Here is a 24,360-nt window from a genome sequence, read left to right on the forward strand (position 1 = left end):
GTTCGTTAAGATCTAGTTCATGACCGGACCGCGTATCGACCTGCTGTTCCTGCTCAACCAGTCCGCGCACGCCTTCGCGGCCCAGGTCGGCGAGGCGCTGGCCGACCTGGAGCTCTCGGTGCGGGAGTACTGCGTGCTGATGAAGGCCGCCGAGGGGGAGTACACCCAGAACGCCGTGGCCGAGATGGCGATGCTCGACAAGACCACGATGGTCACCACCCTCGACAACCTCGAGCGCCGCGGCCTCGCCGAGCGCCGTGTCTCGAGCACCGACCGCCGTGCCCGCATCGTCGCGCTCACGCCGGCCGGCGTGAAGGCGCTCAAGGAGGCCTCGAAGGCCTACAACGCGACCGTCGCCAAGGCACTCGAGGGTCTGGCGCCGAGCGAGGGTGAGGCGTTCATCGAGGCGCTGCAGCACCTCGTCGAGGGCCCGTGGGCGACGCCGTCGCACACGATGACGCTGCGGCGTCGCGCGCCTGCTTCGGCTCGCTGAGAGATAGGTTCACAACCGAATATCCCGAAATAGATTGTTTCATAACAAACAATCTTCTATGGTCGTATCTATGACGACCAAGACAGTCGCGCTCGCGACCCTCGCAGCCACTCAGCTGATGGTGATCCTCGACGGCACGGTTGTGACCGTCGCCCTTCCCGCAATCCGCGATGACCTGGGCTTCGGCGACACCTCGCTGGCCTGGGTCGTCAACGGCTTCCTGCTCGCCTTCGCGCTCGTCCTGCTCCCGGCAGGCAGGGCCGGTGACGCCTTCGGCACCCGCCCCGTCTTCCTCGCAGGGCTGAGCATCTTCACGCTCGCGTCGGCCTGGTGCGGTCTCGCCTGGGACCCGATCTCCCTGGTCGTCGCGCGATTCGTCCAAGGCGTCGGCGGCGGCGTCGCCTCGGCCGTGGTGCTCGGCATGATCGCCGGTCTCTACGCCGAGCCCCGCGAGCGCCTCCGCGCCTTCGCGGTGCTCGCCTTCGTCGGCTCGATCGGCGCGTCGGTGGGGACGGTCCTGGGTGGCGTACTCACCGACGTCGCCTCCTGGCGCTGGGCCTTCCTGATCAACGTGCCGTTCGGGATCATCGCCCTGATCGTCGCGCTCCGCGCCGTGGAGGGTACGCCGCCGACCGGCACCAATGGCGGCCTGCTCCCGCGGGGCCTGTTCGCCCAGCACAGGTTCGTGCTCGGGAACCTGATCCTGCTGACCCTGACCTTCGGCGGGTTCACCTTCCAGTTCGTCACGACGCTCTACCTGCAGGACGTCCTCGGCTTCGGGGCACTCTCGACCGGTCTGGCGTTCCTTCCGGTCAGCGTGGTGATCGCCATCGCCAGCCTCGGCTTCAGCGCCACACTGGCCGAACGGTTCGGGTCTGAGCGCGTCCTGCTCGTCGGTGTGCTCGCCTTCGTCGCCGGCATGGTCTACCTCGTCCGCCTCCCCGAAGCCGGCAGCTTCCCCCTCGACGTTCTCCCCGGCTCGGTCGTGATGGGCCTCGGCTTCGGGCTCGCGATGCCGCAGGTGACGGCGCTGGCGATGGGCGCGCTGGCGCCGGAGCACGCCGGGATCGGCTCCGGCCTGACCACGACCACCCAGCAGCTCGGCGGGTTCCTCGGCACCCTGATCGCCGCCGGCCTGGTCACCACCGTGGGCTACGGCGCCGCCTACGCCTCCGCCGCCATCGCGTTGGCCGTGGGAGCCGCGGTCGCGGCGTACCTGCTCGTGGACGCGGCACGCGCCCGGGACCCGAAGGTCTCCGAGCGCGTGCCGGACGAAGCCGCCAGCCTCTGACGTCTCGACGTCAGGGACTGGCCCCTCGGCGCTACCTCCGGACCGGGAGGATCAGCGTCGAGGGGTTCGTCGTCGTGTGGTGGACGGTCACCACGCCGGCAACGCCGCGGACCAGCTGCTTCACGTTGGGCAGCAGGTGGGGGACGTCGTAGGAGTGGACGGTGACCCGGAGGCGGTGCCCCTTCTCGATCACCGCGCCGGTCGGGAAGACCTCCACCGGCACGCGGTAGATCTGACCCGGCTTGACGGGCTGTTCGGCCTCGCGGGTGAAGGGGTGCCAGGGCTGGACGACTTGGCCGTTCAGGGTGCGCGACTTCGACGCGGTGACGGCACGGTGGCGCATGGTCTGCCAGCCGCCGGTGATGCGGTCGACGGACCCGTCGGGCGCGACGTCCTCGACCGAGACCGAGATCAGGCCGTCGGTGCCGGTCGTGGAGACGGACAGGTCGGCGTTGAGCGGGCCGGAGAAGGCCAGGTTCGACGTTGCCGGCTCCGTCTCGTAGGAGACCCCGAGCGCGTCGTTGATCCGGTTGTCGGTCTCGCAGCCGGGGATCGCGAGGGCGCCGGCGGTCCACTGCGCGGTGCTGCGCGAGCACAGCCCCTGCACCGGCAGCGGCACGATGGTGTCACCGCCGACGGGCTTCAGAGCCGACCCGAGGGCGTACGACTTCGCACGGACCTCGCTCCCGAGCCACGACTGCATCGTGCGCCACTTCCCGGAGCCGATCTCGTGGTAGGTCACCGGCGCGACGTCGCGGTCGAGGGTGGTGTCGGGCAGACCCTTGAGGTGCGTGTCGAACCACCGCAGGGCCATCTCGCCCATGCTGTTGATCCCGCTGCCCTCCAGGCCGGCGCCCGTCGCCGCCTCGGCGTGCGTCCACGGACCGATGAGCAGCTTGGTGTCCACGCCGTTCTTCTGCATCCGGTCGAAGAGCATCGGCGTACCGCGCTGGAAGATGTCGTACTGCCCGGCCGTCACGAACGTCGGTACGTCGATCTCGTCGACCACGCTCAGCGGCGACCGCTTCCGGTAGAAGGGCCCGTCGTAGCCGGCGTCGCTGCCAAGAGCCGCGCTGACGAGCATCGGCACCTGGAACCCGAGCGCACCGCCGACGTGCTGCAGCAGCGTGGTCAGGGTGGCGTCGGGACGTGTCTGGTTGACGGCCGGCGGCACCAGCCCGGCGCCCGTGACCAGCCCGAACCACAGCGGGATGAACCCGGCGTCGATCTGCCCGCCGGAGGCGACGACGTCGCGGTAGACGTCCCCTGCGGGCACGATCGGGAACATCGCCTTTAAGCCACGTGGGTGCTGAGCAGCGGTGAAGAACTGGTTGATCGCCATGTAGGACGGGCCCCATAGGCCGAGCTCGCCGTTGCTCCACGGGCGCTTCTTCGAGGTCGCCCAGTTGGCGACCTCCAGACCGTCCTTCTGCTCGCGGTCCCCGAACGCGTCCCACTGGCCTGCGGAGGAGCCGGTGCCGCGTACGTCGGTCTGGACGAAGACGTAGCCCCGCTGCACGAAGTAGTCGCCGCCGCTGCCCCCGGACACGTTCTTGTTGTAGGGGTTCTGGGTCAGGATCACCGGGAACCGGCCGGCCGCCGGCGTTCCGTCCGCCTTCGCCGGACGGTGGACGTCGGCGCGGAGCACCACCCCGTCGGACATGGTGAGCTGGATGTCCTTCTCGACAACCACGCCGTACGTCGCCGGGCGAGGCTTCCACGCCCTGGCTCGCGCCTGGGGAGCCTGAGCGACCGCGGTTGCGACCGAGGCCACAGGGGCGGCGCTCGCGGAGTGCGCCGGTGGCAGGAAGGTCGCGACGAGAGCCAGGAACGATACGAGGAATGCCAGTCTGCCGAGTTTCACGACTCACTCCAGGGGTGTGTTGGATATCACACCTCGAACGACGGAGTGCAAACGCGAGTTACGTAGCAGGGTTCCGGGTTTTGAATAGTGAGACTAAGCAGTCACGGCGACGGTCTTGTCGACGACCGGCGCGCCCGTGGCCGCCACGACCTCGTCGTACGTCACCCCGGGAGCGAGCTCGACGAGCTCGAACGAGGAGCCAGCCACGTCGAGAACACCGAGGTCGGTGATGACCCGCTTCACGATCCCGCGACCCGTCAGCGGCAGGTCGCAGGCCGAGAGCAGCTTGGGGGCACCCTTCTTGGTGACATGCTCCATCAGTACGATCACCCGCCCGGCGCCTGAGACGAGGTCCATCGCGCCGCCCATGCCCTTGACCATCTGGCCGGGGACCATCCAGTTGGCGATGTCGCCGTTGGTCGAGACCTGCATCGCGCCCAGGACGGCGACGTCGATGTGGCCGCCGCGGATCATCGCGAACGAGGTCGCCGAGTCGAAGTAGGAGGACCCCGCGAGCACCGTCACGGTCTGCTTGCCGGCGTTGATCAGGTCGGGGTCGACCTCGTCCTCGTAGGGGAACGGGCCGACGCCGAGGATGCCGTTCTCGGCGTGCAGCACGACCGTCGACGTCTCCGGGATGTAGTCGGGGATGAGCGTCGGCAGGCCGATCCCGAGGTTGACGTAGTCGCCGTCCTCGAGCTCCTGCGCGGCGCGCGCGGCCATCTGGTTGCGGCCCCAAGCCATGACTCAGGCCTCCTTGTTCGTCGTGGTCGGGCGCTCGCCGCGCGTCGTACGCTTCTCGATGTCCTTGCGCGCTGCCTGCTCGGGCGTCAGCGCGACGATCCGCTTCACGAAGATCCCCGGAAGGTGGACGTCGGCCGGGGCGATCTCTCCGACCTCGACGACCTCCTCGGCCTCGACGACGGTCACCCGCCCGGCCATCGCGGCCGGCACGTTGAAGTTGCGCGTGGAGGCGTTGAACTGGGCGTTGCCGGCCCGGTCGACGCGGGTCGCGCGGACCAGCGCGAAGTCGGTGATGATGCCCTCCTCGAGCACCATCTGCTTGCCGTGGAACTCGCGGACCTCCTTCGGCTCGGAGGCCTCGGCGATCGTCCCGTCGGGGTTGTAGCGGTAGGGCAGACCGCCGTCGGACACCATCGTGCCGACCCCGGTCGGGGTGTAGAAGGCGCCGATCCCGCTGCCGCCCGCGCGCATCCGCTCCGCGAGGGTGCCCTGCGGGGTGAGCTCGAGCGTGATCTCGCCGGCCAGGTACTGACGGCCGAACTCCTTGTTCTCGCCGATGTAGCTCGCGATCACCCGCGAGATGCGGTGGTCGTCGAGCAGCAGCCCGAGCCCGGCGCCGTCGACGCCACAGTTGTTGGAGACGACCATCAGGTCATCGGCGCCCTGCTCGCGCAGCGCCTCGATCAGGAACCACGGGATTCCCACCAGCCCGAAGCCTCCCACGGCCAGGCTGGCCCCGCTGTGAATGTCGGCGACCGCCTCCGCGGCCGACCCGACCACCTTGTCCAGACCCATGTCTTCTCTGCTCTCTCGAAAGCTCTTCTAATGGAGATGGCGTACGTCGCTTTGCTGACTGCTTCAGCGGACCGACTCGAACACCGCGGCGAGCCCCTGCCCGCCACCGATGCACATCGTCTCCAGGACGTACCGGGCCTCGCGCCGCTGCGCCTCCCGGGCGGCGGTGGCGAGGATGCGGGCGCCGGTGGCACCGATCGGGTGACCGAGCGAGATGCCGGAGCCGTTGGGGTTGAGCCGCTCGTCGGTGGCGTCGATCTTCCACACGCGCAGAACGGCGAGGACCTGGGCGGCGAAGGCTTCGTTGAGCTCGATCAGGTCGATCTCGTCGAGGGTGAGCCCGGCTCGGGACAGCGCCGCCTTGCTGGAGAGGACGGGGCCGATGCCCATCCGCTCGGGCTCGCAGCCGGTGACGGCCCACGACTTGAGCGCCAGCAGCGGCGTCAGGCCGCGCTTCTCGGCCTCGGCGCGCGTGGTCACGACGCACATGGCGGCGCCGTCGTTCTGGCCGGACGCGTTGCCCGCGGTGACCGTCGACTCCTCGTCGACCTTCAGCCGGATCGGGCGCAGCGAGGCGAGCTTCTCCAGGGAGATGTCGGCACGCGGGTGCTCGTCGCGGTCGACGACGACATCGGGCTTGCGGCGGCCGCCCGGGACGGTCACCGGGACCAGTTCGTCGGCGAACTTGCCGGCCTCGTGTGCGGCCACGGCCCGCTGGTTGGAGCGCAGTGCGAACTCGTCCTGCTCCTCGCGCCCGATGCCGTACTCCCGTCGCAGGTTCTCGGCGGTCTCGATCATGCCGCCCGGGAGCGGGTGGTCCTTGCCGCCGGCGGTCTCGCGAGCCCGGTCGAGGCGGTCGAGCAGCTCGATGCCGCCCTGCTTGATCCCGCCGCGTAGCCCGAGCGCGTAGTGCTCGACGTTGGACATCGACTCCGCACCGCCGGCCACGACGAGGTTCGCGGCGCCGGTGGCGACCGAGCCCGCGGCGTACAGGATCGCCTGAAGTCCCGAACCGCAGCGACGGTCGATCTGGAGGCCGGGGACGCCGGTGCCGAGACCGGCGTCGAGGGCTGCGATGCGGCCGATCGCGGGGTTCTCGCCGCTCGCGTAGCCGTTGCCGAGGATGACGTCGTCGACGTCGCCCTCCTGGAGGCCGGTGCGCTCGACGAGCTCGCGCAGGACGGTCGTGGCGAGGTCGGTCGCGGTCAGCGGCGCCAGGGCGCCGAGGAACCGGCCGACCGGGGTGCGGAGGGGCTCGCAGATGACGATGTCGTTGGCGGCGCTGCTCATGTCCTCGACGGTACGCGCGCAGTCATGACTTGAGAAGTATCCATTTGGCGCCGATTGACACATGCGAGGTCTTGATCAACTGTCCGACCGGACAGTGCGCGGGTGAGGCTATTGCGATAAGTTCGCGTTAGCAGTTTCCCCTCGGGTTCCACGTCGACCGACCCCCACGCAGATCAATGAGGTGACCATGCACGTCCCCGACGGCTTCCTCGACGCTCCGACGTCGATCGCCACCGGTGCAGTCGCTGTCGTCGCGGTAGGCGTCGCGCTGCGCGGCGCGCGCCGCGAGCTCGACGACAAGACCGCCCCGCTGGCCGGCCTCGTCGCCGCGTTCGTCTTCGCGACCCAGATGCTCAACTTCCCGGTGGGAGCGGGCACGAGCGGTCACCTGATGGGCGGCGCGCTGGCGGCGGTGCTGGTGGGGCCGTGGACCGGGGTGCTGTGCGTCTCGGTCGTGCTGATCGTGCAGTCCCTGCTCTTCGCCGACGGCGGCATCACCGCGCTCGGCACCAACATCCTGCTCATGGCCGTCACCACTGTGCTCGTCGGCTGGTTCGTGAGCCGGGTGCTGATCAAGGTCCTGCCGAAGCGGGTCGGGCTGGTCGCTCCGGCGGCGGCGATCGGCGCCTTCCTCTCCGTCCCCGCTGCGGCGGCCGTCTTCACCGCGCTCTACGCCGTCGGTGGCACCGCCGACATCTCGCTGACCACGCTGGCCACCGCGATGCTCGGCTGGCACACGGTGATCGGCCTGGGCGAGGGCGCGATCACGTTCCTCGCGGTCGGCGCGATCCTGTCCGTACGCCCCGACCTCGTCTACGCCGCGCGAGGCGTGATCTCTGAGCGCGACCTGGTGATCAAGCCGAAGGAGTCGGTGGCATGAGCGCCGCAGAGAAGAAGCGCGTGCCGTTCAAGTGGGTCGCCGTCGGCATCGCCGTCGTCGCCCTGCTCCTGGCCGGAGTGGTCTCCTACTACGCCTCCGCCAACCCCGACGGCCTCGAGTACGTCGCAGGCAAGACCGGCTTCCTCGACAGCGCCTCGGAGCACGGCGCTGCCGACGGCCCGCTGGCCGACTACGGCACCAAGGGCGTCGACAACGCCCGGCTCTCCGGCGGCCTCGCGGGCGTGATCGGCACCGTCGTGGTGCTCGTCCTCGCCGGCGGCCTCGCCCTGGTCGTACGCCGCCGTTCCACCGAGTCCTCCGACAAGGCCTGAACCGGTGCCCGCACATCTGAAGGTGCTCGCCCTCATCAGCTTCATGCTCGTGGTCGTGGCGACGCCGCGGGAGTGGTTCGCTGCGTACGCCTTCTTCCTCGCCGTCCTGGTGACGGTCGGCGCGGTGGCGCGGGTGCGCCCGGGCTGGGTGCTGAAGCGGATGGTCGTCGAGACGCCGTTCGTGGTCTTCGCGGTGCTGATGCCGTTCATCGCGCACGGGCCGCGGGTCGAGGTGCTCGGACTCAGCCTCAGCGAGTCGGGTCTGCTCTCGGCGTGGGGGCTGCTGGCCAAGGGCACGCTCGGCGTGATCGCCGGGCTGATGCTGGCCGCGACGACGACGCCCCAGGAGCTGGTCCACGGCCTGGAGCGGCTGCGGCTGCCTCAGCAGCTGGTGCAGATCATGGCGTTCATGGTGCGCTACCTGGAGGTGGTGACCGACGAGATGCGCCGGATGGCGGTCGCGCGTGCATCCCGCGGCTTCGAGGCCCGCAACCCGCTCCACTGGCCGGTGCTCGCCCGCTCGGTCGGCGCGCTCTTCATCCGTTCCTTCGAGCGCGGCGAGCGGGTGCACCTGGCTATGGTCTCGCGCGGCTACACAGGGAGAATGCCGACTATGGACAGGGTGGGGCGACGATGAGTACGCCGGTTCTTGATGTGCACGGCCTCGCCTTCGCCTACCCCGACGGCCATCAGGCGCTCTTCGGCGTCGACCTGCACGTCCACCGTGGTGAGCGGGTCGCGCTGCTGGGTCCCAACGGTGCCGGCAAGACGACGCTGGTACTGCACCTCAACGGCATCCACCTCGCCGGCGCCGGATCCGTCGCGGTGAGCGGGCTTCCCGTGACCAAGGCCAACATCAAGGAGATCCGCCGCCGGGTCGGCATCGTCTTCCAGGACCCCGACGACCAGCTCTTCATGGGCACCGTCCGCGAGGACGTCGCCTTCGGCCCTGCCAACCTCGGCCTGCGCGGCGAGGCCCTGGACGCGAAGGTGACCGAGGCGCTCGCGAAGGTCGGCATGGAGGAGTACGTCGACCGGCCCCCGCACCACCTCTCCTTCGGTCAACGCCGCCGGGTCGCGGTGGCCACCGTGCTGGCGATGGACCCCGAGATCCTGGTCCTGGACGAGCCGTCCTCCAACCTCGATCCCGCCTCCCGCCGCGAACTAGCCGACATCCTCCGCGACCTCGACGTCACCGTCCTGATGGTCACCCACGACCTGCCGTACGCCCTCGAGCTCTGCGACCGCTCGGTCATCCTCGACGGCGGCATCGTGGCCGCCGAGGGCCGCACCGTCGACGTACTCTCCAACGCCGACCTCATGCGCGCCCACCGCCTAGAGCTCCCCTTCGGCTTCGACCCGGTCGCCGCAGCCGCCACCCTCTAGCCGGCTATTCGGCCAGGCGCCGGGAGCGGTAGTGGAGCTTGGCGCTGACATAGCCGCGCCAGCCGACCAGGGTGAGGCCGAGGAAGAGGAGCGAGACGACCAGGAAGGCCGGCGCGAGGCCCTCGCCGGAGAGGCCGCGCAGCACCATCCCGATGACGTACGTCCCGAGCCAGACGATCACGCCCGCGGGCCAGGTGCGAGCGGCGGGCCAGCGGCGCCAGGCCAGGACGGCCCAGGCCACGGCGAGCCCGATCAGGAAGGGCCAGGCGATGCGGAGCACGACGAGCGCCGGACCGGAGTCGTGGGACTGGCGTCCGGCGAAGGCGAAGAGGAGCACGAAGAAGACGTCGACGGCGAAGGCCGCGACCGCCCACTTGGGCACGAGCCCGGCGATGAGTGGGGAGGAGTCGTCGGGCTTCGTGGAGGACATGGTGCCCAGAATACGAGGCCGATCTACGAGGTCAGCCAGGCCCCGCCGCGCATCACTCGGGTCGGCTGCAGCGACTCGTCGGTGAGTACGAGGTCGGCGCGGGCACCGGGCTCGATGCGGCCCGCGTCCAGACCGACCACCGATGCCGGCCGCCTGCTCGCGGCCTTCATCAGCATGGCCAGGTCGATCCCGGCGGCCGCATGGCGGCGTACCTGGTCCAGAAGACGTGAGGTGCCTCCGGCGATCGACCCGTTGCCGGTCCCGTCGGCCACTCGGGCGACCCCGGAGCGTACCTCCACGGACAGTGGTCCGAGCTGGTAGTCGCCGTCGGGCATCCCGGCCGCGGCCATCGCGTCGGTGACGAGCACGACCGAGCCGGGGACCATCGACATCACGGCCCGGACCGTCTCGTCATCGAGGTGTACGCCGTCCGCGATCAGTTCCACACAGGCATCGCCGACACCGGCGGCGCCCAGGGAGCCGAGCACCGGGCCGGGGTCACGATGGTGGGCCGGCGGCATCCCGTTGAACAGGTGGGTGACCAGGCTCCCTGGCCCGGACAGGAACGAGCGAGCCCGCTCCGCCGACGCCGCGGTGTGCCCCAGCGCGACCACGGCCCCGGCCTCGGTGAGCACCGAGGCGACCTCGTCGGCCCCAGGAAGCTCCGCGGCCAGCGTCATCACCCGCAGGTGCCCGCGGGCGGCGGCGACGAGCTCACGGGCGAGTCCGGCGTCCGGCGCGAGCAGCAGCGCCGGATCGTGCGCCCCGCGGCAGGAGTGCTCCAGGAACGGCCCCTCCATGTGGATGCCGGCGATCAGTCCGGCCTCGGCAGCCGTGGCCAGCGCCGCGACGACCGACAGCAACCGGGAAGGCGCGTCGGTCACGGTCGAGGCCAGCAGCGTGGTCGTGCCGGCAGCATGATGAACGCCAGCCGCAAGCGCGATCTCGTCCGCCGACGTGGAGTGGAACGAGGCACCACCACCGCCGTGGTTGTGGATGTCCACCAGCCCCGGGAGCAGGATCCCCGAAGACGAGGGGTCGCCGGCGGCGGCCGCCCGCACGTCGGAGACGAGCCCCGAGGACACCGTCACGACGACGTCGTCGAAGCCGCCCGGCCGCGGCACCCGGCCGCGCACCACATGGTCTAGATCCATCGCTTGAACCAGATCCTCGTCAGCCATTCCTGCCGGGTGAGCAGCTCATCGGTGTAGATCGGCCAGAACCAGGCGAAGTTGCAGATCACCAGGACGACGAAGATGCCACCGGCGACGGCACCCCCGACGCGACGCCGGGTGGCAGGGTTTCCGCCGGCGAGCGGCGGTGGCCGGTCGAGCAGCTTGCCCAGACACAGGCACAGCCCGAGCACCAGGAACGGCAGCGCGATGATCATGTAGAAGGAGAAGATCGGCCGCCCCGCGTACTGCAGCCACGGCAGCCACGTCGACAGCACCCCGACGACGGCGACCCCGAACCTCCAGTCCCGCGCGGCGACCCACATGAACGCGGAGACGATCAGCGCGACGAACGCTCCCCACCACAGCACCGGGGTGCCCAGGAGCAGCACCTGCCGCAGGCACGTCCCCGCCTCCGCGGGACCGTCGCCGTCGGGATCGGTCGAGGGGGAGGCGTCGCACATCTCGCCGCGCGACTTCGCGCCGGACAGGATCCCGGTGTCGGCCGCGACCCCGACCGGGCGGTTCAGGACGAGCCAGCCGATCGGATGGGACCCGTAGGTGTGCTCGGCGCAGTCCAGGAAGTGGGTGTGGAAGGTGAAGACGTCGCGGTGGTAGTACCACAGCGACCGCAGCGACTGGCTGACCTCGCCGACGCCGGAAGCGTCCGGCTCCTTGGCGGTCGGCCAGCGCTTGTCGTTGAGGTTCTCGGGGACGTACGACTTGTTCTCGCAGTGCCCCTCGCCGCTGTAGCGCGTGTACTGCGTCGCCGAGAGCGACTCCTCGTAGACGTCCGCGTGGGTCATCCACGGGATCCACGTCATCACGTAGACCGCGAGCGCGACGCCGACCAGGTGCACGAACGCCGTCGGCCCGTCGGCCACACAGGCACGAAGCCAGGACAGCCGTACGCCGAAGGAGCGCCGCATCCCCGCGGACCAGGCCACATAGAGGAGACCGAAAGCGGCCAGCGGGTAGAGCGCCTCCCACTTACAACCGATCGCCAGACCCCACGCGACGCCCGAGCAGAGCAGCCACGGGCGGAACAGCATCTTGCGGACGGGCCCCCAGGCGCCGGGCGCGGCGAGCTGGGTGGGCGCGAGCGCAGAGAACCGCCGCCGGCACCAGTCCCGGTCCATCACCATCAGGTGCACCGCGAGCAGCAGGAAGAAGGCGACGAAGAGATCGAGCAGGGCCAGGCGCGAGAGCACGAACGCGAGCCCGTCGAAGGTGATCAGGATGCCGCCGACGAGACCGAGCAGCATGGACCCGGAGACGCGGCGTACGAATCGGATCGTCAGCAGGACCAGCAGCGACCCGATCACGACCGAGGCGATCCGCCAGCCGAACGGGTCCATCCCGAAGAGCTTGATGCCGATCGCGATGAGCCACTTGCCCACGTCGGGATGGACGATCATCGACGGCCCGTCGGCGAACTGCCCGTCGAGCTGTCCGGCCAGGATGTTCTCGTCGGCGCCCTCGATGAAGTTGCGCGCGTAGCCGTACTCGAGCAGCGCCCAGGCGTCCTTGGCGTAGTAGGTCTCGTCGAAGGCGAAGACCTTCGGGGTGCCCAGGTGCCACAGCCTCAGCAGGAACGCGAGCGCGGTGATCCCGATCGTCGCCGCCCAACCGGCCCGCGGCGAGCCGCTGATGCGGCGCCGGGCGCGTTCCCAGGCGGTCGGCAGGAAGTGACCGGAGGGGGTGCTGGCCAGGCCCTCCATGGGCTCCGGCTCCTCGGTCACCGTCGTCGTCACGAGGGAACCTTATAAGCCTGCGACAATATCGGTGTGGTAGATCCAAACGATGGCGTGCTCGTACTCGCAGCAACCCCGATCGGGCGCATCGAGGATGCCCCACCCCGGTTGGCCTCCGAGCTCGCCACCGCCGATGTCATCGCCGCCGAGGACACCCGTCGCCTGCGTCGGCTGACGACGGATCTCGGCGTCGAGATCAAGGGCCGCATCGTCTCCTACTTCGAGGGAAACGAGGCTGCGCGTACGCCGACGCTGCTCGGCGACCTCCTCGACGGCAATCGGGTTCTGCTGGTGACCGACGCCGGGATGCCCTCGGTCTCCGACCCGGGCTACCGCCTGGTCGCCGCCGCGGTCGAGAAGGACGTACGCGTCACCGCGGTGCCCGGCCCCTCGGCCGTCCTGACCGCCCTGGCCGTCAGCGGCCTCCCCGTCGACCGGTTCTCCTTCGAGGGCTTCCTGCCCCGCAAGGCCGGCGAGCGCTCGCGCCGCCTCGCCTCGCTGGCCAAGGAGGAGCGCACCATGGTCTTCTTCGAAGCTCCCCACCGCACCGAGGCCGCCCTGGCGGCGATGCGCGACGCCTTCGGCGACGGCCGCGCCGCCGCCGTCTGCCGAGAGCTGACCAAGACCCACGAAGAAGTACGCCGCGGGGGACTGGCCGAGCTCGTCGACTGGGCCGCCGAGGGAGTACGCGGCGAGGTCACCATCGTCGTCACCGGCGCCGACCCGTCCGCCGAGATCGGCAACGACCCCGACAGCCTCCGCGCCGCCGTCGCCGACCTCCAGGCGGATGGCCTGACGAAAAAGGAAGCCATCGCCGAAGCAGCAAAACGAGCCGGCGTCCCGAAGCGCGAGGTCTACGACCTCGTGCACAAGAGCGTGTAGAAGACTGGTGAGCATGAGTTTCGCCCCGGCACCCGAGCCACTGCCCGCCCCGGTCGTCGACAACCACACCCATCTGGACATCGTCCGAGGCGACGAGAGTCTCTCGGTCGAGGAGGCGCTCGCGCAGGCGGCGGCGGTGGGCGTGACCCGGGTGGTGCAGATCGGCTGCGACCTGCCGGGTGCACGCTGGGCGGTGGAGGCGGCCGAGACGTACGACAACATGGTCGCCGGGGTCGCTCTGCACCCCAACGACGCGCCTCGTCAGCCCGACCTCGAGGCCGCGCTGGAGGAGATCGAGAAGCTCGCCGGGGCGCACGACAAGGTGCGCGTGGTGGGGGAGACCGGGATGGACTTCTTCCGCACCGACGAGGAGGGTCGCGAGACCCAGGCATACTCGTTCCGGCGCCACATCGACATCGCCAAGCGCCTCGACAAGACCCTGATGATCCACGACCGCGACGCCCACGAGGCGGTGCTCGAGGTGATCGACAGCGTCGGGCCGCCCGAGCGGTGGGTGATGCACTGCTTCTCCGGCGACGCCGAGTTCGCCCGTCAGTGCCTCGACCGGGGCGCGTACCTCTCCTTCGCCGGCACGGTGACGTTCAAGAACGCGCAGTACCTTCGCGACGCCCTCGCGATCACTCCTCAGGACCGCATCCTGGTCGAGACCGACGCACCCTTCCTGACGCCTCACCCGCATCGCGGTGCGATCAACTCCAGCTACATGATCCCGGCCACGATGCGGGTGATGGCCGAGGTACGCGGCGAGGACCTCGAGGCGCTCTGCAACGCCGTCAACACCAACACCGAGACGGCGTTCGGTGGCACCTGGTGACCCACCGGCACTGACCACCAGGACTGACAAGGAGAAGGGCCCGAGGCGATCGCCTCGGGCCCTTCTCGTTGATGTGATCAGGTCAGGAGACGCTGAGCGTCATCGTGCCCCTGCGCTCGTCCGAGTAGAGCACCTTGATCTTGACGCCGCTGCCGGCGGTCTTGGTGGAGTGCGCCGGGTTGGACGCGTCGTAGTAGGCCGTCTCCGAGCTGTCGTAGAACATCGGGACACCCTTGCGAGCCGGCACGTCAAGGACCTTGTTCGGAGCACCGGCGACCTCGTTCTCGAGGTGGAGCGCATCGGTGCGGTCCACGTCGAAGGTGGAGTCGTAGCCCTGCATCCGGTTGCGCGACAGGGTGCCGTCCGACCACTTCTGGACGCCCACGGAGGCGTCGACGATCAGCGCCTGGCCGCCACCGGGGTGCTCGGAGGTGTTGTTGTCGCCGTAGGCGCCGTTCTTGTACCAGATCAGCAGGCCGTCCTGGTAGGCGTAGTGGTCGACCTTGTCAGGCGCGGTGACCCCGTAGCCGAAGTTGTACGGACCCTCGGCCAGCGTCTTGTCGTAGCCCTTGTACTGCCGGTTCTCGGCGATGTAGAAGCGCGGGTACGTCGAGGTGTAGGTGCCGTCGGTGATGCCCATGTACTCCTTGTTGGTCCAGCCATCGAAGGACGAGAAGTCCGTCGTGTAGGCCGAGCCGACCGAGAGGTCGTCGATGGCGAAGCCGTAGTAGGCGACGCCGCCGTCGTTCGCGGTGCGGAAGCGGAGCTTCACGTTCTGACCCGCGTACGCCGCCAGGTCAGCAGTCAGGTCGACGTACTCCTGCGGGTCGTGGTCGGCGCAGTTGCCGGTGCAGGTGCTGTCCGAGGTGCCGTGGATGCCGTTGTTGTACTCGGCCGAGGACAGGTTCGTCACCAGCGGGTTCGACCAGGTGGTGCCACCGTCCGTGGAGGCCTCCAGGAAGGTGAAGTCGTACTCCGCCTCGAGGTCGTACTTCACCTTGGCCGAGAGCGTGCCGCCCGAGGGGACCGCGATCTCTGGGCTCACTGCGGTGGCGGTGCGGTCGTCGCCCTTGCCGGAGTAGAGGAACGTCTTGCCGGAGGTGCCGGAGCCGACGTCGTGGGTCGTCTGTCCGTCGGGCAGGTTGACCACGAGTGCCTGCGGGGTCTTCGACCCGGTGTCGTGGAAGCTCGGCCCCAGCGTCAGCTTCTTGGACGTACCGGCTTCGACCGTGTCGTAGTTGAGCCAGCCGAGGAAGAGCTTCTCCGGGGCGCCCATGTGGTTGGGGGTGGTGCCGATGGTGCCGTCACCGTGACCGAGCCACGAACCCGAGCTCATCAGGGTCCAGAAGCCGGTGCCGTTCTCGCCGCCCGCGGTGTCGTAGAAGTCCGGCAGACCGAGGTCGTGGCCGAACTCGTGCGCGAAGACGCCCAGGCCGCCGTTCTCGGGCTCGGTGGTGTAGTCGCGGATCCAGATGTCGGTGTTACCGATCTTGACGCCGCCGGCCTTCGGGAAGTTGGCGGGGCCGTCGGAGCCGGACGCGTTCGCGGCCCAGCGGTGCGACCAGATGCTCCACGGGGCGCCGCCGGCCTCCTCGCCGACACCGGAGTGGATCGCCTGGAAGTGGTCGATGTAGCCGTCGGCCTCGTTGAAGTTGCCGTCGCCATCGAGGTCGTAGCGGTCCCAGATGTCGTAGTCCTGGAGGTACGCCGTGATCTCGGCGTCGGTCTTGCCGGCCGCCTTCTGTGCCTCGTACCAGGCGTTGGCGCTGTCCTGGACGTAGTTCTTCATCGCGGCGGCGGTCTCGTCGCCCTTTTCGTTCTGGTAGTAGGACTCCGCGTGCGGAAGCGTCACCCAGTCGCTCACGTCGCCCTGGAGGTCGAAGCGGCCGCTCGACATCTCCTTGTAGACGTTGTGGAAGGACTCAGCGCCGTTCTCCTGGTTGAAGAACATGTCCATGAAGTGCTCGCGCGAGAAGTCCTCCTCCCAGTAGGTGGAGTTGTCGTTCTCAGCGGGCGGCGCGATCTCGTTGTGGAGCGGGCCCGAGGTGTTGTCGGGGAAGGCCGGGTTGCCGCCTTCGCCGAACTCGACCAGGAAGCTCAGCAGCTGGGACTTCTCGGTGGGCTCGTGCTCCACCCAGCGGGCGTCGCTGCCCGAGCCCATCTTGACGACCTCGCTGCCGTTCTTCGTGACCGTCTGCTTCTCGCCGGTGGCGACGGCGGTGGCGGCGTTGGTCTTGAGCTCGCGGCGCTTGGTGTTGAGCGCGTCGGGCTTGTCATCGATCTTCTGCTTCACAGCAGCGGCGGCGGGGGTCCCCGAGTCCTCGACGGCGCTAGCCGACGAGTGGGTCAGGGCCACCGGCGTCACGCCTGCGACCGCAACCGCGGCGAGAACGCTGGTAAGGCGTCTGTTCATCGTTCCTCCGGAGTCTGGTGACATCGCGCACATCTGCCTTACCCGAGAACTGACCGGCGCGACGGGCCATCACGACAGAGATGGCTTCGGAGTACAACACCAAGCAACGGAGTTACCTGTAAAGGATTTGTCGCCTATTGGCCAGCGGGCGCGATAATTCGTGGCGGGATTACGACATGTGCTCTGATCAACCCGCTTGACCAGCGATTTCGGCGTGGTGAATCGCACACCTGTCATTCGCTGCGACAGGTATTGACAGCGCTCTGTGGCCCTCATTTGATGCCGAGATTGCATGCTTGTAATTGCCTGCGGATCGGGCAGGAGACTTGCATTTAACCGACGGTATTTGTTCCGCTGTCCGGCGAGATAGCCGGGATCGGGACAGATACGGACGGTGTTGGGGGTGGGCCTCAGCGCGTAGATCACCAGATCTCGCAACACCGTTCGCCCGTGCCCGGAGAGCACGAACATCGGAGCATTGTGCCCGTCAGCAGCACCACCTCATGGGTTCGCAACATCGCATCTACTCGTCGCCGTAAGGCCATCCTGGTCGGCGGACTCGCCGCCGCAGTGGTCGCCACAGGCGGCACCGCGTACGGCGTCAAGACCTCCCAGACCGATGTCATCGTCTCGGTCGACGGCAAGGCCAAGGACGTCAGCGTCCACGCCGACACCGTCGGTGAGGTCCTCGAGGCCGAGGGCATCGAGATCGGCGACCGTGACGCGGTTGCTCCATCGGTCGACACCGAGGTCGAGGACGGCAGCGCGATCAGCGTCCGTTACGCCCGTCAGCTGAGCCTCGAGGTCGACGGCAAGGCCCAGGACCACTGGGTCACCGCGACCACCGTCGGCGGCGCCCTCGCCGAGCTCGGCCGTGACTACGACCGGGCAGAGCTCTCCACCAGCCGCGGTGCCTACATCGGCCGCGACGGGATGTCGCTCGACGTCGTGACCCCGAAGACCGTCAAGGTCGCACTGGCGGGGAAGAAGGCCAAGAAGGTCAGCGTGACCGCGCTGACCGTCGCCGATGCCCTGAAGGACCTCGGTGTCGAGCTCGAGCGCCGGGACAAGGTCTCTCCGGCCTCCGACAAGGCCCTGAAGACCGGTCAGAAGATCGTCTTCACCGACTTCTCCGCCAAGACCCAGAAGGTCGCCCGCGAGAAGGTCGAGGCGCCGGTCGAGGAGCGCGAGGACTCCTCGATGTACGAGGGTGAGACCGAGGTCGTCGACGAGGGCTCGGATGGGGTCCGTTCGGTGACGTACCGCATCTTCCTCAAGAACGGCGAGACCGTCTCCAGGAAGGTCCTCGAGCAGAACGTCCTCGAGAAGGCCGAGCCGCGCATCGTCAAGGTCGGCACCAAGGAGAAGGAAGCCCCCGCGGCCAACTTCGCCGGTGGCAGCACCGTCTGGGACCAGCTCGCGCAGTGCGAGTCCGGTGGCAACTGGGCGATCAACACCGGCAACGGCTACTACGGCGGGCTGCAGTTCAACCTGCAGACCTGGGAGGCGTACGGCGGCTCCGGTCTCCCCAGCGAGAACAGCCGCGAGACCCAGATCGCGATCGCGACCAAGGTCCGTGACGCCAACGGTGGCTACGGCTCCTGGCCGCACTGCTCGCAGCAGCTCGGTCTGCCGCAGTAAGGCTGTTTCGGCCCTCGGGCCATAGTCTGTACCCATGACCGACCGCACCCCGCCGCGCCTGTTGGGCCCGGCGGAGGTGCGGTCGCTCGCATCCGAGCTCGATCTCCGCCCCACCAAGCAGCGCGGGCAGAACTTCGTCATCGATGCCAACACCGTGCGCCGGATCGTGCGCGAGTCCGGCGTCGGCGCCGATGACGTCGTCGTCGAGGTCGGGCCCGGCCTCGGGTCGCTCACCCTCGCCATCCTCGAGACCGGCGCAAGAGTGACCGCGATCGAGATCGACGAGACCCTGGCGCAGCGGCTGCCGAGAACCATCCAGGAGTACGCCCCCGACCAGGCCGACGCGTTCAGCCTGCTCCGCGCGGACGCGCTCCGGGTCGACTCGGTCCCCGGACCGCCGCCCACGGCCCTGGTCGCCAACCTGCCCTACAACGTCTCGGTCCCGGTCCTGCTGCACCTGATGTCGCTGCTGCCCTCGCTGCGCCACGGCCTGGTGATGGTGCAGGCCGAGGTCGCCGACCGACTGGCGGCCAAGCCCGGCTCCAAGGTCTACGGCGTCCCCTCGGTCAAGGCCGCCTGGTACGCCGAGGTACGCCGCGCTGGCGTGATCGGCCGCAACGTCTTCTGGCCGGCGCCCAACGTCGACTCCGGGCTCGTCTACTGGCGTCACCGCGAGCCGCCGTCGACGACGGTCTCGCGCGAAGAGGTCTTCGCGGTCGTCGACGCCGCCTTCGCGCACCGTCGCAAGGCGCTGCGCGGCGTACTCAAGCCTCTGGCCGGCTCTGCCGAGGCGGCCGAGAAGGCGTTGGTTGCGGCCGGGATCGACCCGCTGGCGCGAGGCGAGGCGCTGACCATCGCCGACTTCGTACGCATCACCGAATCGCTTCAAAAGGTTCCCTCATGACGATCACCGTCCGCGCCGCCGCGAAGTTCAACCTCCACCTCGGCGTCGGGCCGGTCCGTGAGGACGGGTTCCATCCGTTGGCGACCGTCTACCAGGCGATCGGGCTCTACGACGACGTCACCGTGAGCGAGGCCGCAGAGTGGCAGGTCACGCTCACCGCGGAGGACCACATCGCGCTCGGCGAGATCCCGACCGGCGACGACAACATCGTCGTACGGGCCGGCAAGGCTCTCGCCGCCCACCACGGCATCGACAGGGCCGCGAAGGTCGCGATCCACAAGGGCATCCCGGTCGCCGGCGGCCTCGCCGGTGGCTCGGCCGACGCCGCCGCGACGCTGGTCGCCCTCGACCGCCTGTGGTCGCTGGAGACGCCCGACGAGGACCTGCTGAGCCTGGCGGGGCAGCTGGGCTCCGACGTACCGTTCGCGCTCATCGGTGCCACCGCGGTCGGCGGCGGCCGCGGCGAGATCGTCGAGCCGGTCACCGACAACGGTGCCTGGTGGTGGGTCGCGGTCGGCAACGAGCAGGGACTCTCGACGCCGGCGGTCTACCGCGCCTTCGACGAGCACGCCGGGACCGCGGTCGGCGACCCGCAGGTGCCCGAGAGCCTGCTCATGGCGCTGGAGAAGGGCGACGCGGAACTCCTCGCCGAGGCGCTCACCAACGACCTCCAGGCCCCGGCGCTGGCGCTACGCCCCGACCTCGCCCAGACCTTCGCCGACGGCGCCGAGGCAGGTGCCCTGGCCGTACAGCTCTCCGGCTCGGGCCCGACCGTCCTGATGCTCTGCCTCGACGCCGCCCATGCCCGCGAGGTCGCCGGAGCGATGCAGGCCAAGGCGTACGACCGCGTCTGGACCGCCCCGGGCCCGGTCGCCGGTGCCCACGTCGTCACCTACTGACCCCAACCCGTCGAGCCGTCCGTTACGTCGGCCGAGCCGTCAGTTGCGTCGGCCGAGATGGCAGCGCTGAGCCATCTCGGCCGACGTACGTGACGCTTCGACCGACGTACGTGACGCCTCGGCCGGGGTCAGGCGGCGCTGGAGACGACCTCGTCGGAGATCGCCGCGGCGGCGCGGCGCAGATGACGGGTGATGCTGGCGGCGTTGAACCCGGCGGCGCTGCCGGAGACGGAGACGGCGGCGATCGCGCGGCCCTCGATCATGATCGGGACCGCGGCGCAGACGATGCCGAGCTGGGCCTCCTCGCGGTCGAAGGCGATGCGCTCGCTGTTGGCGCGGCGGAGCTCGGCGAGGAACTTCGCCGGGTCGCCGTGCGAGTGGCGGGTGCGCCTCACCAGGCCGGACTCGAGCACGGCCGCGATGTGGTTGCGGTCGCTGAACGAGAGGATCGCCTTGCCGAGCGCTGAGCAGGCGGCGGGCGCTCGCCCGCCGACGTACGTGTCCGGCTGGATGCCACCGCGTCCGGTGATCTTCTCCAGGATGACGATGTCGGTGCCCTCGAGGATGGCGAGGTGGACGGTCTTGCCGGTCGCCACGTAGAGCTCGGCGAGGTGCGGCATCGCGGTCTCCCGGATGCCCTGCGGGCGGCAGATCTGCACCGCGTTGCCGAGCTCGAAGAGGCGGCGGCCGAGTACGTAGTGTCGGCCGGTGCGCTCCACGTATCCGCTCTGCTCGAGGTGACGCAGAAGGCGGAAGGCGGTCGACTTGGGAAGCCCCGCGGTGCGAGCGATCTCGCTGACACCGAGCTTGGGGCCGGCTCCGAGAAATGCCTCCAGGATCTGGAGGGCCTTCGTCGCAGACGGGGTCGCCGAAGAGGTCGTCCTCGGGGCACCTTCATGGTCGTGCTGACTAGCCAGGGTGGGGATAGCAGTGACGCTCATGGGGGGATCTCCTTAATTGAGACGGAGGCACCACGAAGGGGGGATCTGGGGCCTCCAACTCTCTGTGACAGCAGTCACTGTAACGATCGTTCCGGAGGTTGTGGAGCAAATGTTGGATAAATCTCATTCCTGACCTGCGGAAATAGGTGACACGACATACAGTTCGATGTGTTTCCGCCCGTTAGCGTCGTAGAACGCCTGTGGACCTACGGTAGTAGGTCAGTGACTGATCTGTGTATGAAACGGCGTAGCCGTGACCAGTCGCGCCAGCAGGTCCGAGGTCGTGGCCGGTGGCATGTCGGCGCTGTCGAGCGCCTCGGCAAAGAGAAGTCCGTCTGCGATCACGAGGAGCAGCGCGGCCATCTCGTCGGCGTGCGCCGGCCCGTCCTCACGCAGGGCTCCACGGAACCAGCCGGCGAAGTCGTCTCGCGACTGGCGGCGTACGGCGAGGAACCGGTCGCGGCCCGGCAGCGGCTCGGGCCGCTTCGGGAGCACCAGCATGAGGCCGATCCGCAGGAACGGGGGCAGTCGGCGCAGGCTGGCCACCAGTGGCCTCAGCATCAGTGGGAGCTCCGTGGCGCAGTCGCAGTCCGCGGTCGGAGGCTGCCACGAAGACTGGGTGCTGCTCCAGGCGCGGTAGGAGTCGTCCACCGCGGCCGAGAACAGGTCGTCCTTGTTCGTGAAGTGCCAGTAGACCGAGGAGGCGGGCAGCTCCGCGGTGGCGCAGATCCGGCTGATCGAGGCGCCCTCGTAGCCGCTCTCCGAGGCGACCTCCAGCGCCGCCGCGACGAGCTTCTCGCGGCTGCTGCTCCTGCCCTCGTACGTCACGGGCGGCAGCTCCACGGTCTCGGGGACGGCCGCCGGGTCGTGCTTCCGGAGATGGTCCGCGACCTCGGCCAGCCCGTCGGCGAGCCGTTGCCGGAGCGGGTCGAGCTCGGCGTACTCGTCGGTCTGGGCGTGGATGAAGAGGCCATCGTGGGCGGCGAGGGTCAGCCGCGCGAGGGTCTCGATATGCGAGGCCGGAAGGTCGACCGCCTCCGACCACCACCGCTCGAAGTCGGCCAGCGTCTGGGTGCGGATCTGGAGGAAGCGCTCGCGCGGACCGTCGCCGACCGTCGGCCCGGACTCGAGCGCGAGCATCAGGCCCATCCGCCACCAGTCGGCCCTGGCGCCGTGCGTGTCGGACGTCGTACGCCGCAGGTTCGCCAGCAGCCCCTTGCGCAGGTCGTCGCCGGTCGGTGTCGGCTCCCACCGCGGGGCGATGTCGTTCCAGCGGGTGTAGCCGTGCTCGAGCGCCTCGGCGAGCAGCTGGTCCTTGTTGGAGAAGTGCCAGTACAGGGAGGACGGCGGGAGGCCGGTCGCGCGACGAACCAGCGCCATCGTCGTGCCGACATAGCCGCGCTCGGCGGCCAGCCGGAGCGCTGCTTCGAGGATCATCTGACGCGAGCCATGCGTGTGCTCGCGGAGCGTCGTCTTCTCGGCCATTGCACTGAGTCTAAGCAGGTCAGGGGCTCTTCGTCCGCCTCGTGTGCCGCAGGGTGGCCGCCGCGATGCTGGCTGCCTCACCGCCCTCGGGGACAATGGGAGACGATATGGCGAACCTCCTCAACCTCGAGCACGTCTCCAAGGCGTACGGCATCCGGCCCCTCCTCGACGACGTCTCCCTCGGCATCAGTGCCGGCGACCGGGTCGGCATCGTCGGCCGCAACGGCGACGGGAAGACGACGCTCCTGCAGGTGATGACCGGCCTGGAGGAGCCAGACTCCGGTCGCGTCTCGCGCCAGCGTGGCCTGCTGGTCGGGTTCCTGCACCAGGGCGACCAGCTCATCGACTCCCACACCGTGCGCGAGGCAGTGCTCGGCGGGCGGTCTGACCACGAGTGGGCCGGCGTCCCCATGCTCCGTGAGATCGTCGAACAGCTCCTGGCCGGGATCGACCTCGACCGTTCCGTCATGGGTCTCTCCGGTGGCGAGCGCCGTCGCTGCGCCCTGGCCGAGCTGCTCCTGGGAGACCACGACCTGATCGTGCTCGACGAGCCCACCAACCACCTCGACGTCGAGGCCGTGGCCTGGCTGGCCTCACACCTCGCCGCGCGCTCGTCCGCGCTCGTCGTGGTCACCCACGACCGCTGGTTCCTCGACGAGGTCTGCCAGTTCACCTGGGAGGTCCACGACGGCCAGGTCGACGCCTACGAGGGCGGCTATGCCGCCTTCGTCCTCGCCAAGGCCGAGAGGTCCCGTCAGGCCGCCGCCACCGAGGTACGTCGCCAGAACCTGGTCCGCAAAGAGCTGGCCTGGCTGCGCCGCGGCGCCCCGGCGCGTACGTCCAAGCCGAAGTTCCGCATCGACGCCGCCAACCAGCTCATCGAGGACGTACCTCCGCCGCGCGACCGCTTCGAGCTGCAGAAGTTCGCGGCCCAGCGGCTCGGCAAGGACGTCATCGACGTCGAGGACGTCGACCTCTTCCGCGGCGAGCGGCAGCTGCTGTCGCACGCCACTTGGCGCATCGGTCCGGGTGACCGGATCGGCATCGTCGGCGTCAACGGCGCCGGCAAGACCTCGGTGCTGTCGCTGCTGGACGGCTCCCTCCCGCCTGCGGTGGGGAAGGTACGCCACGGCCGCACCATCGCTCTCCAGCACCTGACCCAGCAGCTCGACGACCTCGACCCGGAGGCGCGAGTCCTCCCCACCGTCGAGTCGATCAAGCGCGTCACCAAGACGACCGACGGCCAGGAGCTCTCGGCGACCTCGATGCTCGAGCGCTTCGGCTTCACCGGCGACAAGTTGGTCACCCGCATCGGCGACCTCTCCGGTGGCGAGCGCCGCCGCTTCCAGCTGCTGCGCCTGCTGCTCACCGAGCCCAACGTCCTGCTGCTCGACGAGCCGACCAACGACCTCGACATCGAGACGCTCAACGTCCTCGAGGACTTCCTCGACGCCTGGCCCGGCACCCTGATCGTCGTCTCCCACGACCGCTACTTCCTCGAGCGCGTCACCGACTCCGTCTGGGCCCTGCTCGGCGATGGCCAGATCTCCATGCTCCCGCGCGGTGTCGACGAGTATCTCGAGCGCCGCCTCCCCATCCCCGCCGAGACGTCAGCCCCGCAGGCCGAGGCGTCCCGTGCGTCGGCCGAGACGGCAGCGGGTGGTCCCTCGAAGGCCAAGCCCGGCTCCGCCGACGAGCGAGCGGCGAAGAAGGTCATCGCCAGGATCGACAAGCAGCTCGAGCGGATCGGCGAGCAGCAGCAGAAGCTCGAGCTCGCGATGGCCGAGTCGGTCAACGACTACACCCGGCTCGCCGAGCTCAGCGCGCAGCTGAATCAGCTCGCCGCGGAGAAGGACGATCTCGAGCTGGAGTGGCTCGAAGCGGCCGAGGTCCTGGAGTAGCGTCCCGCCCGCCGAGTCGGCGCAAACT

General features: G+C 69.3%; 22 protein-coding genes. 12 read left to right on the forward strand and 10 right to left on the reverse strand.

Annotation, left to right across the window (positions count from 1 at the left end):
* Positions 1 to 19: 19 nt before the first annotated feature.
* Both AB0F44_RS17370 and AB0F44_RS17375 read left to right on the forward strand, forming a co-directional pair.
* Positions 20 to 493, forward strand: coding sequence for a MarR family transcriptional regulator (locus AB0F44_RS17370; protein WP_357357458.1), 474 nt, complete (start codon positions 20 to 22; stop codon positions 491 to 493).
* A 70-nt stretch (positions 494 to 563) separates the two neighbouring features.
* Complete coding sequence (locus tag AB0F44_RS17375; RefSeq protein ID WP_357357460.1) at positions 564 to 1,784, forward strand: MFS transporter; 1,221 nt, start codon at positions 564 to 566, stop codon at positions 1,782 to 1,784.
* A gap of 31 nt (positions 1,785 to 1,815) precedes the next feature.
* Here the strand turns inward: AB0F44_RS17375 and AB0F44_RS17380 are convergent, their stop codons facing one another.
* From AB0F44_RS17380 to AB0F44_RS17395, 4 genes are all read right to left on the reverse strand, one after another.
* Positions 1,816 to 3,648, reverse strand: a complete 1,833-nt coding sequence (locus tag AB0F44_RS17380) for a CocE/NonD family hydrolase (RefSeq protein WP_357357462.1) — start codon at positions 3,646 to 3,648, stop codon at positions 1,816 to 1,818.
* A 93-nt stretch (positions 3,649 to 3,741) separates the two neighbouring features.
* Positions 3,742 to 4,392 (reverse strand): CoA transferase subunit B, encoded by a 651-nt coding sequence (locus tag AB0F44_RS17385; protein ID WP_357357464.1) that lies wholly within the window; start codon positions 4,390 to 4,392, stop codon positions 3,742 to 3,744.
* 3 nt (positions 4,393 to 4,395) lie between these two features.
* Entirely contained in the window at positions 4,396 to 5,187 is a 792-nt protein-coding gene (locus AB0F44_RS17390; protein ID WP_357357466.1) for a CoA transferase subunit A, read from the reverse strand.
* A gap of 63 nt (positions 5,188 to 5,250) precedes the next feature.
* Positions 5,251 to 6,477 carry an acetyl-CoA C-acetyltransferase gene (locus AB0F44_RS17395; RefSeq protein ID WP_357357468.1) on the reverse strand — a complete coding sequence of 409 codons (1,227 nt, stop codon included), beginning with the start codon at positions 6,475 to 6,477 and terminating at the stop codon, positions 5,251 to 5,253.
* A 187-nt stretch (positions 6,478 to 6,664) separates the two neighbouring features.
* Here AB0F44_RS17395 and AB0F44_RS17400 point away from each other — a divergent pair, with 187 nt between their 5' ends.
* From AB0F44_RS17400 to AB0F44_RS17415, 4 genes are read left to right on the forward strand one after another with little or no spacing between them, the layout of a single operon-like run.
* Positions 6,665 to 7,357, forward strand: a complete 693-nt coding sequence (locus AB0F44_RS17400) for an energy-coupling factor ABC transporter permease (protein WP_355021760.1) — start codon at positions 6,665 to 6,667, stop codon at positions 7,355 to 7,357.
* Complete coding sequence (locus AB0F44_RS17405; protein ID WP_357357470.1) at positions 7,354 to 7,689, forward strand: PDGLE domain-containing protein; 336 nt, start codon at positions 7,354 to 7,356, stop codon at positions 7,687 to 7,689. The genes AB0F44_RS17400 and AB0F44_RS17405 overlap by 4 nt, the downstream gene beginning before the upstream one ends.
* Before the next feature lie 4 nt (positions 7,690 to 7,693).
* Positions 7,694 to 8,326 (forward strand): cobalt ECF transporter T component CbiQ, encoded by a 633-nt coding sequence (gene cbiQ, locus AB0F44_RS17410; RefSeq protein ID WP_357357472.1) that lies wholly within the window; start codon positions 7,694 to 7,696, stop codon positions 8,324 to 8,326.
* A complete protein-coding gene (locus AB0F44_RS17415; RefSeq protein ID WP_357357474.1) occupies positions 8,323 to 9,075 on the forward strand; it encodes an ABC transporter ATP-binding protein in 753 nt (250 codons plus the stop codon). Before cbiQ ends, AB0F44_RS17415 begins: the two co-directional genes overlap by 4 nt.
* 4 nt (positions 9,076 to 9,079) lie before the next feature.
* Here the strand turns inward: AB0F44_RS17415 and AB0F44_RS17420 are convergent, their stop codons facing one another.
* Genes AB0F44_RS17420 through AB0F44_RS17430 form a run of 3 tightly spaced genes read right to left on the reverse strand, consistent with a single transcriptional unit; the run spans position 9,080 to position 12,431 of the window.
* Positions 9,080 to 9,505 carry a DUF3054 domain-containing protein gene (locus AB0F44_RS17420; RefSeq protein WP_350663575.1) on the reverse strand — a complete coding sequence of 142 codons (426 nt, stop codon included), beginning with the start codon at positions 9,503 to 9,505 and terminating at the stop codon, positions 9,080 to 9,082.
* Between the two features lie 23 nt (positions 9,506 to 9,528).
* The gene (locus AB0F44_RS17425) at positions 9,529 to 10,659 is read right to left on the reverse strand and encodes an amidohydrolase family protein (protein WP_357357476.1); all 1,131 of its coding nucleotides are present in this window, start codon (positions 10,657 to 10,659) and stop codon (positions 9,529 to 9,531) included.
* Complete coding sequence (locus AB0F44_RS17430; RefSeq protein ID WP_357357478.1) at positions 10,650 to 12,431, reverse strand: phospholipid carrier-dependent glycosyltransferase; 1,782 nt, start codon at positions 12,429 to 12,431, stop codon at positions 10,650 to 10,652. The genes AB0F44_RS17425 and AB0F44_RS17430 overlap by 10 nt, the downstream gene beginning before the upstream one ends.
* 33 nt (positions 12,432 to 12,464) lie before the next feature.
* Between AB0F44_RS17430 and rsmI the strand changes: the two genes are divergently transcribed.
* Entirely contained in the window at positions 12,465 to 13,313 is an 849-nt protein-coding gene (gene rsmI / locus AB0F44_RS17435; RefSeq protein ID WP_357357480.1) for a 16S rRNA (cytidine(1402)-2'-O)-methyltransferase, read from the forward strand.
* A gap of 13 nt (positions 13,314 to 13,326) precedes the next feature.
* The gene (locus tag AB0F44_RS17440; RefSeq protein ID WP_357357482.1) at positions 13,327 to 14,148 is read left to right on the forward strand and encodes a TatD family hydrolase; all 822 of its coding nucleotides are present in this window, start codon (positions 13,327 to 13,329) and stop codon (positions 14,146 to 14,148) included.
* A gap of 82 nt (positions 14,149 to 14,230) precedes the next feature.
* Here the strand turns inward: AB0F44_RS17440 and AB0F44_RS17445 are convergent, their stop codons facing one another.
* Positions 14,231 to 16,561 carry an immune inhibitor A domain-containing protein gene (locus tag AB0F44_RS17445; RefSeq protein ID WP_357357484.1) on the reverse strand — a complete coding sequence of 777 codons (2,331 nt, stop codon included), beginning with the start codon at positions 16,559 to 16,561 and terminating at the stop codon, positions 14,231 to 14,233.
* A 480-nt stretch (positions 16,562 to 17,041) separates the two neighbouring features.
* Between AB0F44_RS17445 and AB0F44_RS17450 the strand changes: the two genes are divergently transcribed.
* The 3 genes from AB0F44_RS17450 to AB0F44_RS17460 are packed head-to-tail and all read left to right on the forward strand — an operon-like array spanning position 17,042 to position 20,005.
* A complete protein-coding gene (locus AB0F44_RS17450) occupies positions 17,042 to 18,202 on the forward strand; it encodes a ubiquitin-like domain-containing protein (protein ID WP_357357486.1) in 1,161 nt (386 codons plus the stop codon).
* A 34-nt stretch (positions 18,203 to 18,236) separates the two neighbouring features.
* Positions 18,237 to 19,106 (forward strand): 16S rRNA (adenine(1518)-N(6)/adenine(1519)-N(6))-dimethyltransferase RsmA, encoded by an 870-nt coding sequence (gene rsmA, locus AB0F44_RS17455; RefSeq protein ID WP_357357488.1) that lies wholly within the window; start codon positions 18,237 to 18,239, stop codon positions 19,104 to 19,106.
* Complete coding sequence (locus AB0F44_RS17460) at positions 19,103 to 20,005, forward strand: 4-(cytidine 5'-diphospho)-2-C-methyl-D-erythritol kinase (protein WP_357357490.1); 903 nt, start codon at positions 19,103 to 19,105, stop codon at positions 20,003 to 20,005. The genes rsmA and AB0F44_RS17460 overlap by 4 nt, the downstream gene beginning before the upstream one ends.
* Positions 20,006 to 20,133: 128 nt before the next feature.
* Here the strand turns inward: AB0F44_RS17460 and AB0F44_RS17465 are convergent, their stop codons facing one another.
* Together AB0F44_RS17465 and AB0F44_RS17470 are read right to left on the reverse strand one after the other, a co-directional pair.
* On the reverse strand, positions 20,134 to 20,946 hold the full coding sequence (locus AB0F44_RS17465) for an IclR family transcriptional regulator (protein WP_160158759.1): 813 nt from the start codon (positions 20,944 to 20,946) through the stop codon (positions 20,134 to 20,136).
* Positions 20,947 to 21,165: 219 nt separating this feature from the next.
* Positions 21,166 to 22,431, reverse strand: a complete 1,266-nt coding sequence (locus tag AB0F44_RS17470) for a TetR/AcrR family transcriptional regulator (protein ID WP_357357493.1) — start codon at positions 22,429 to 22,431, stop codon at positions 21,166 to 21,168.
* 107 nt (positions 22,432 to 22,538) lie between these two features.
* On the opposite strand from AB0F44_RS17470, the gene AB0F44_RS17475 reads away from it, so the two are divergent.
* The gene (locus AB0F44_RS17475) at positions 22,539 to 24,332 is read left to right on the forward strand and encodes an ATP-binding cassette domain-containing protein (protein ID WP_357357495.1); all 1,794 of its coding nucleotides are present in this window, start codon (positions 22,539 to 22,541) and stop codon (positions 24,330 to 24,332) included.
* Positions 24,333 to 24,360: the final 28 nt, after the last annotated feature.

This window comes from Nocardioides sp. NPDC023903, from assembly GCF_040639295.1.
GTDB lineage: Bacteria > Actinomycetota > Actinomycetes > Propionibacteriales > Nocardioidaceae > Nocardioides.

Excerpts from the sequence above, each read along its gene's own strand:
- AB0F44_RS17370 (WP_357357458.1), top strand. The coding sequence starts at position 20 with ATGACCGGACCGCGTATCGACCTGCTGTTCCTGCTCAACCAGTCCGCG.
- AB0F44_RS17375 (WP_357357460.1), top strand. The coding sequence starts at position 564 with ATGACGACCAAGACAGTCGCGCTCGCGACCCTCGCAGCCACTCAGCTG.
- AB0F44_RS17385 (WP_357357464.1), bottom strand. The coding sequence starts at position 4,392 with ATGGCTTGGGGCCGCAACCAGATGGCCGCGCGCGCCGCGCAGGAGCTC.
- AB0F44_RS17390 (WP_357357466.1), bottom strand. The coding sequence starts at position 5,187 with ATGGGTCTGGACAAGGTGGTCGGGTCGGCCGCGGAGGCGGTCGCCGAC.
- AB0F44_RS17395 (WP_357357468.1), bottom strand. The coding sequence starts at position 6,477 with ATGAGCAGCGCCGCCAACGACATCGTCATCTGCGAGCCCCTCCGCACC.
- AB0F44_RS17400 (WP_355021760.1), top strand. The coding sequence starts at position 6,665 with ATGCACGTCCCCGACGGCTTCCTCGACGCTCCGACGTCGATCGCCACC.
- AB0F44_RS17405 (WP_357357470.1), top strand. The coding sequence starts at position 7,354 with ATGAGCGCCGCAGAGAAGAAGCGCGTGCCGTTCAAGTGGGTCGCCGTC.
- AB0F44_RS17415 (WP_357357474.1), top strand. The coding sequence starts at position 8,323 with ATGAGTACGCCGGTTCTTGATGTGCACGGCCTCGCCTTCGCCTACCCC.
- AB0F44_RS17420 (WP_350663575.1), bottom strand. The coding sequence starts at position 9,505 with ATGTCCTCCACGAAGCCCGACGACTCCTCCCCACTCATCGCCGGGCTC.
- AB0F44_RS17425 (WP_357357476.1), bottom strand. The coding sequence starts at position 10,659 with ATGGATCTAGACCATGTGGTGCGCGGCCGGGTGCCGCGGCCGGGCGGC.
- AB0F44_RS17440 (WP_357357482.1), top strand. The coding sequence starts at position 13,327 with ATGAGTTTCGCCCCGGCACCCGAGCCACTGCCCGCCCCGGTCGTCGAC.
- AB0F44_RS17445 (WP_357357484.1), bottom strand. The coding sequence starts at position 16,561 with ATGAACAGACGCCTTACCAGCGTTCTCGCCGCGGTTGCGGTCGCAGGC.
- rsmA (WP_357357488.1), top strand. The coding sequence starts at position 18,237 with ATGACCGACCGCACCCCGCCGCGCCTGTTGGGCCCGGCGGAGGTGCGG.
- AB0F44_RS17460 (WP_357357490.1), top strand. The coding sequence starts at position 19,103 with ATGACGATCACCGTCCGCGCCGCCGCGAAGTTCAACCTCCACCTCGGC.
- AB0F44_RS17465 (WP_160158759.1), bottom strand. The coding sequence starts at position 20,946 with ATGAGCGTCACTGCTATCCCCACCCTGGCTAGTCAGCACGACCATGAA.
- AB0F44_RS17470 (WP_357357493.1), bottom strand. The coding sequence starts at position 22,431 with ATGGCCGAGAAGACGACGCTCCGCGAGCACACGCATGGCTCGCGTCAG.
- AB0F44_RS17475 (WP_357357495.1), top strand. The coding sequence starts at position 22,539 with ATGGCGAACCTCCTCAACCTCGAGCACGTCTCCAAGGCGTACGGCATC.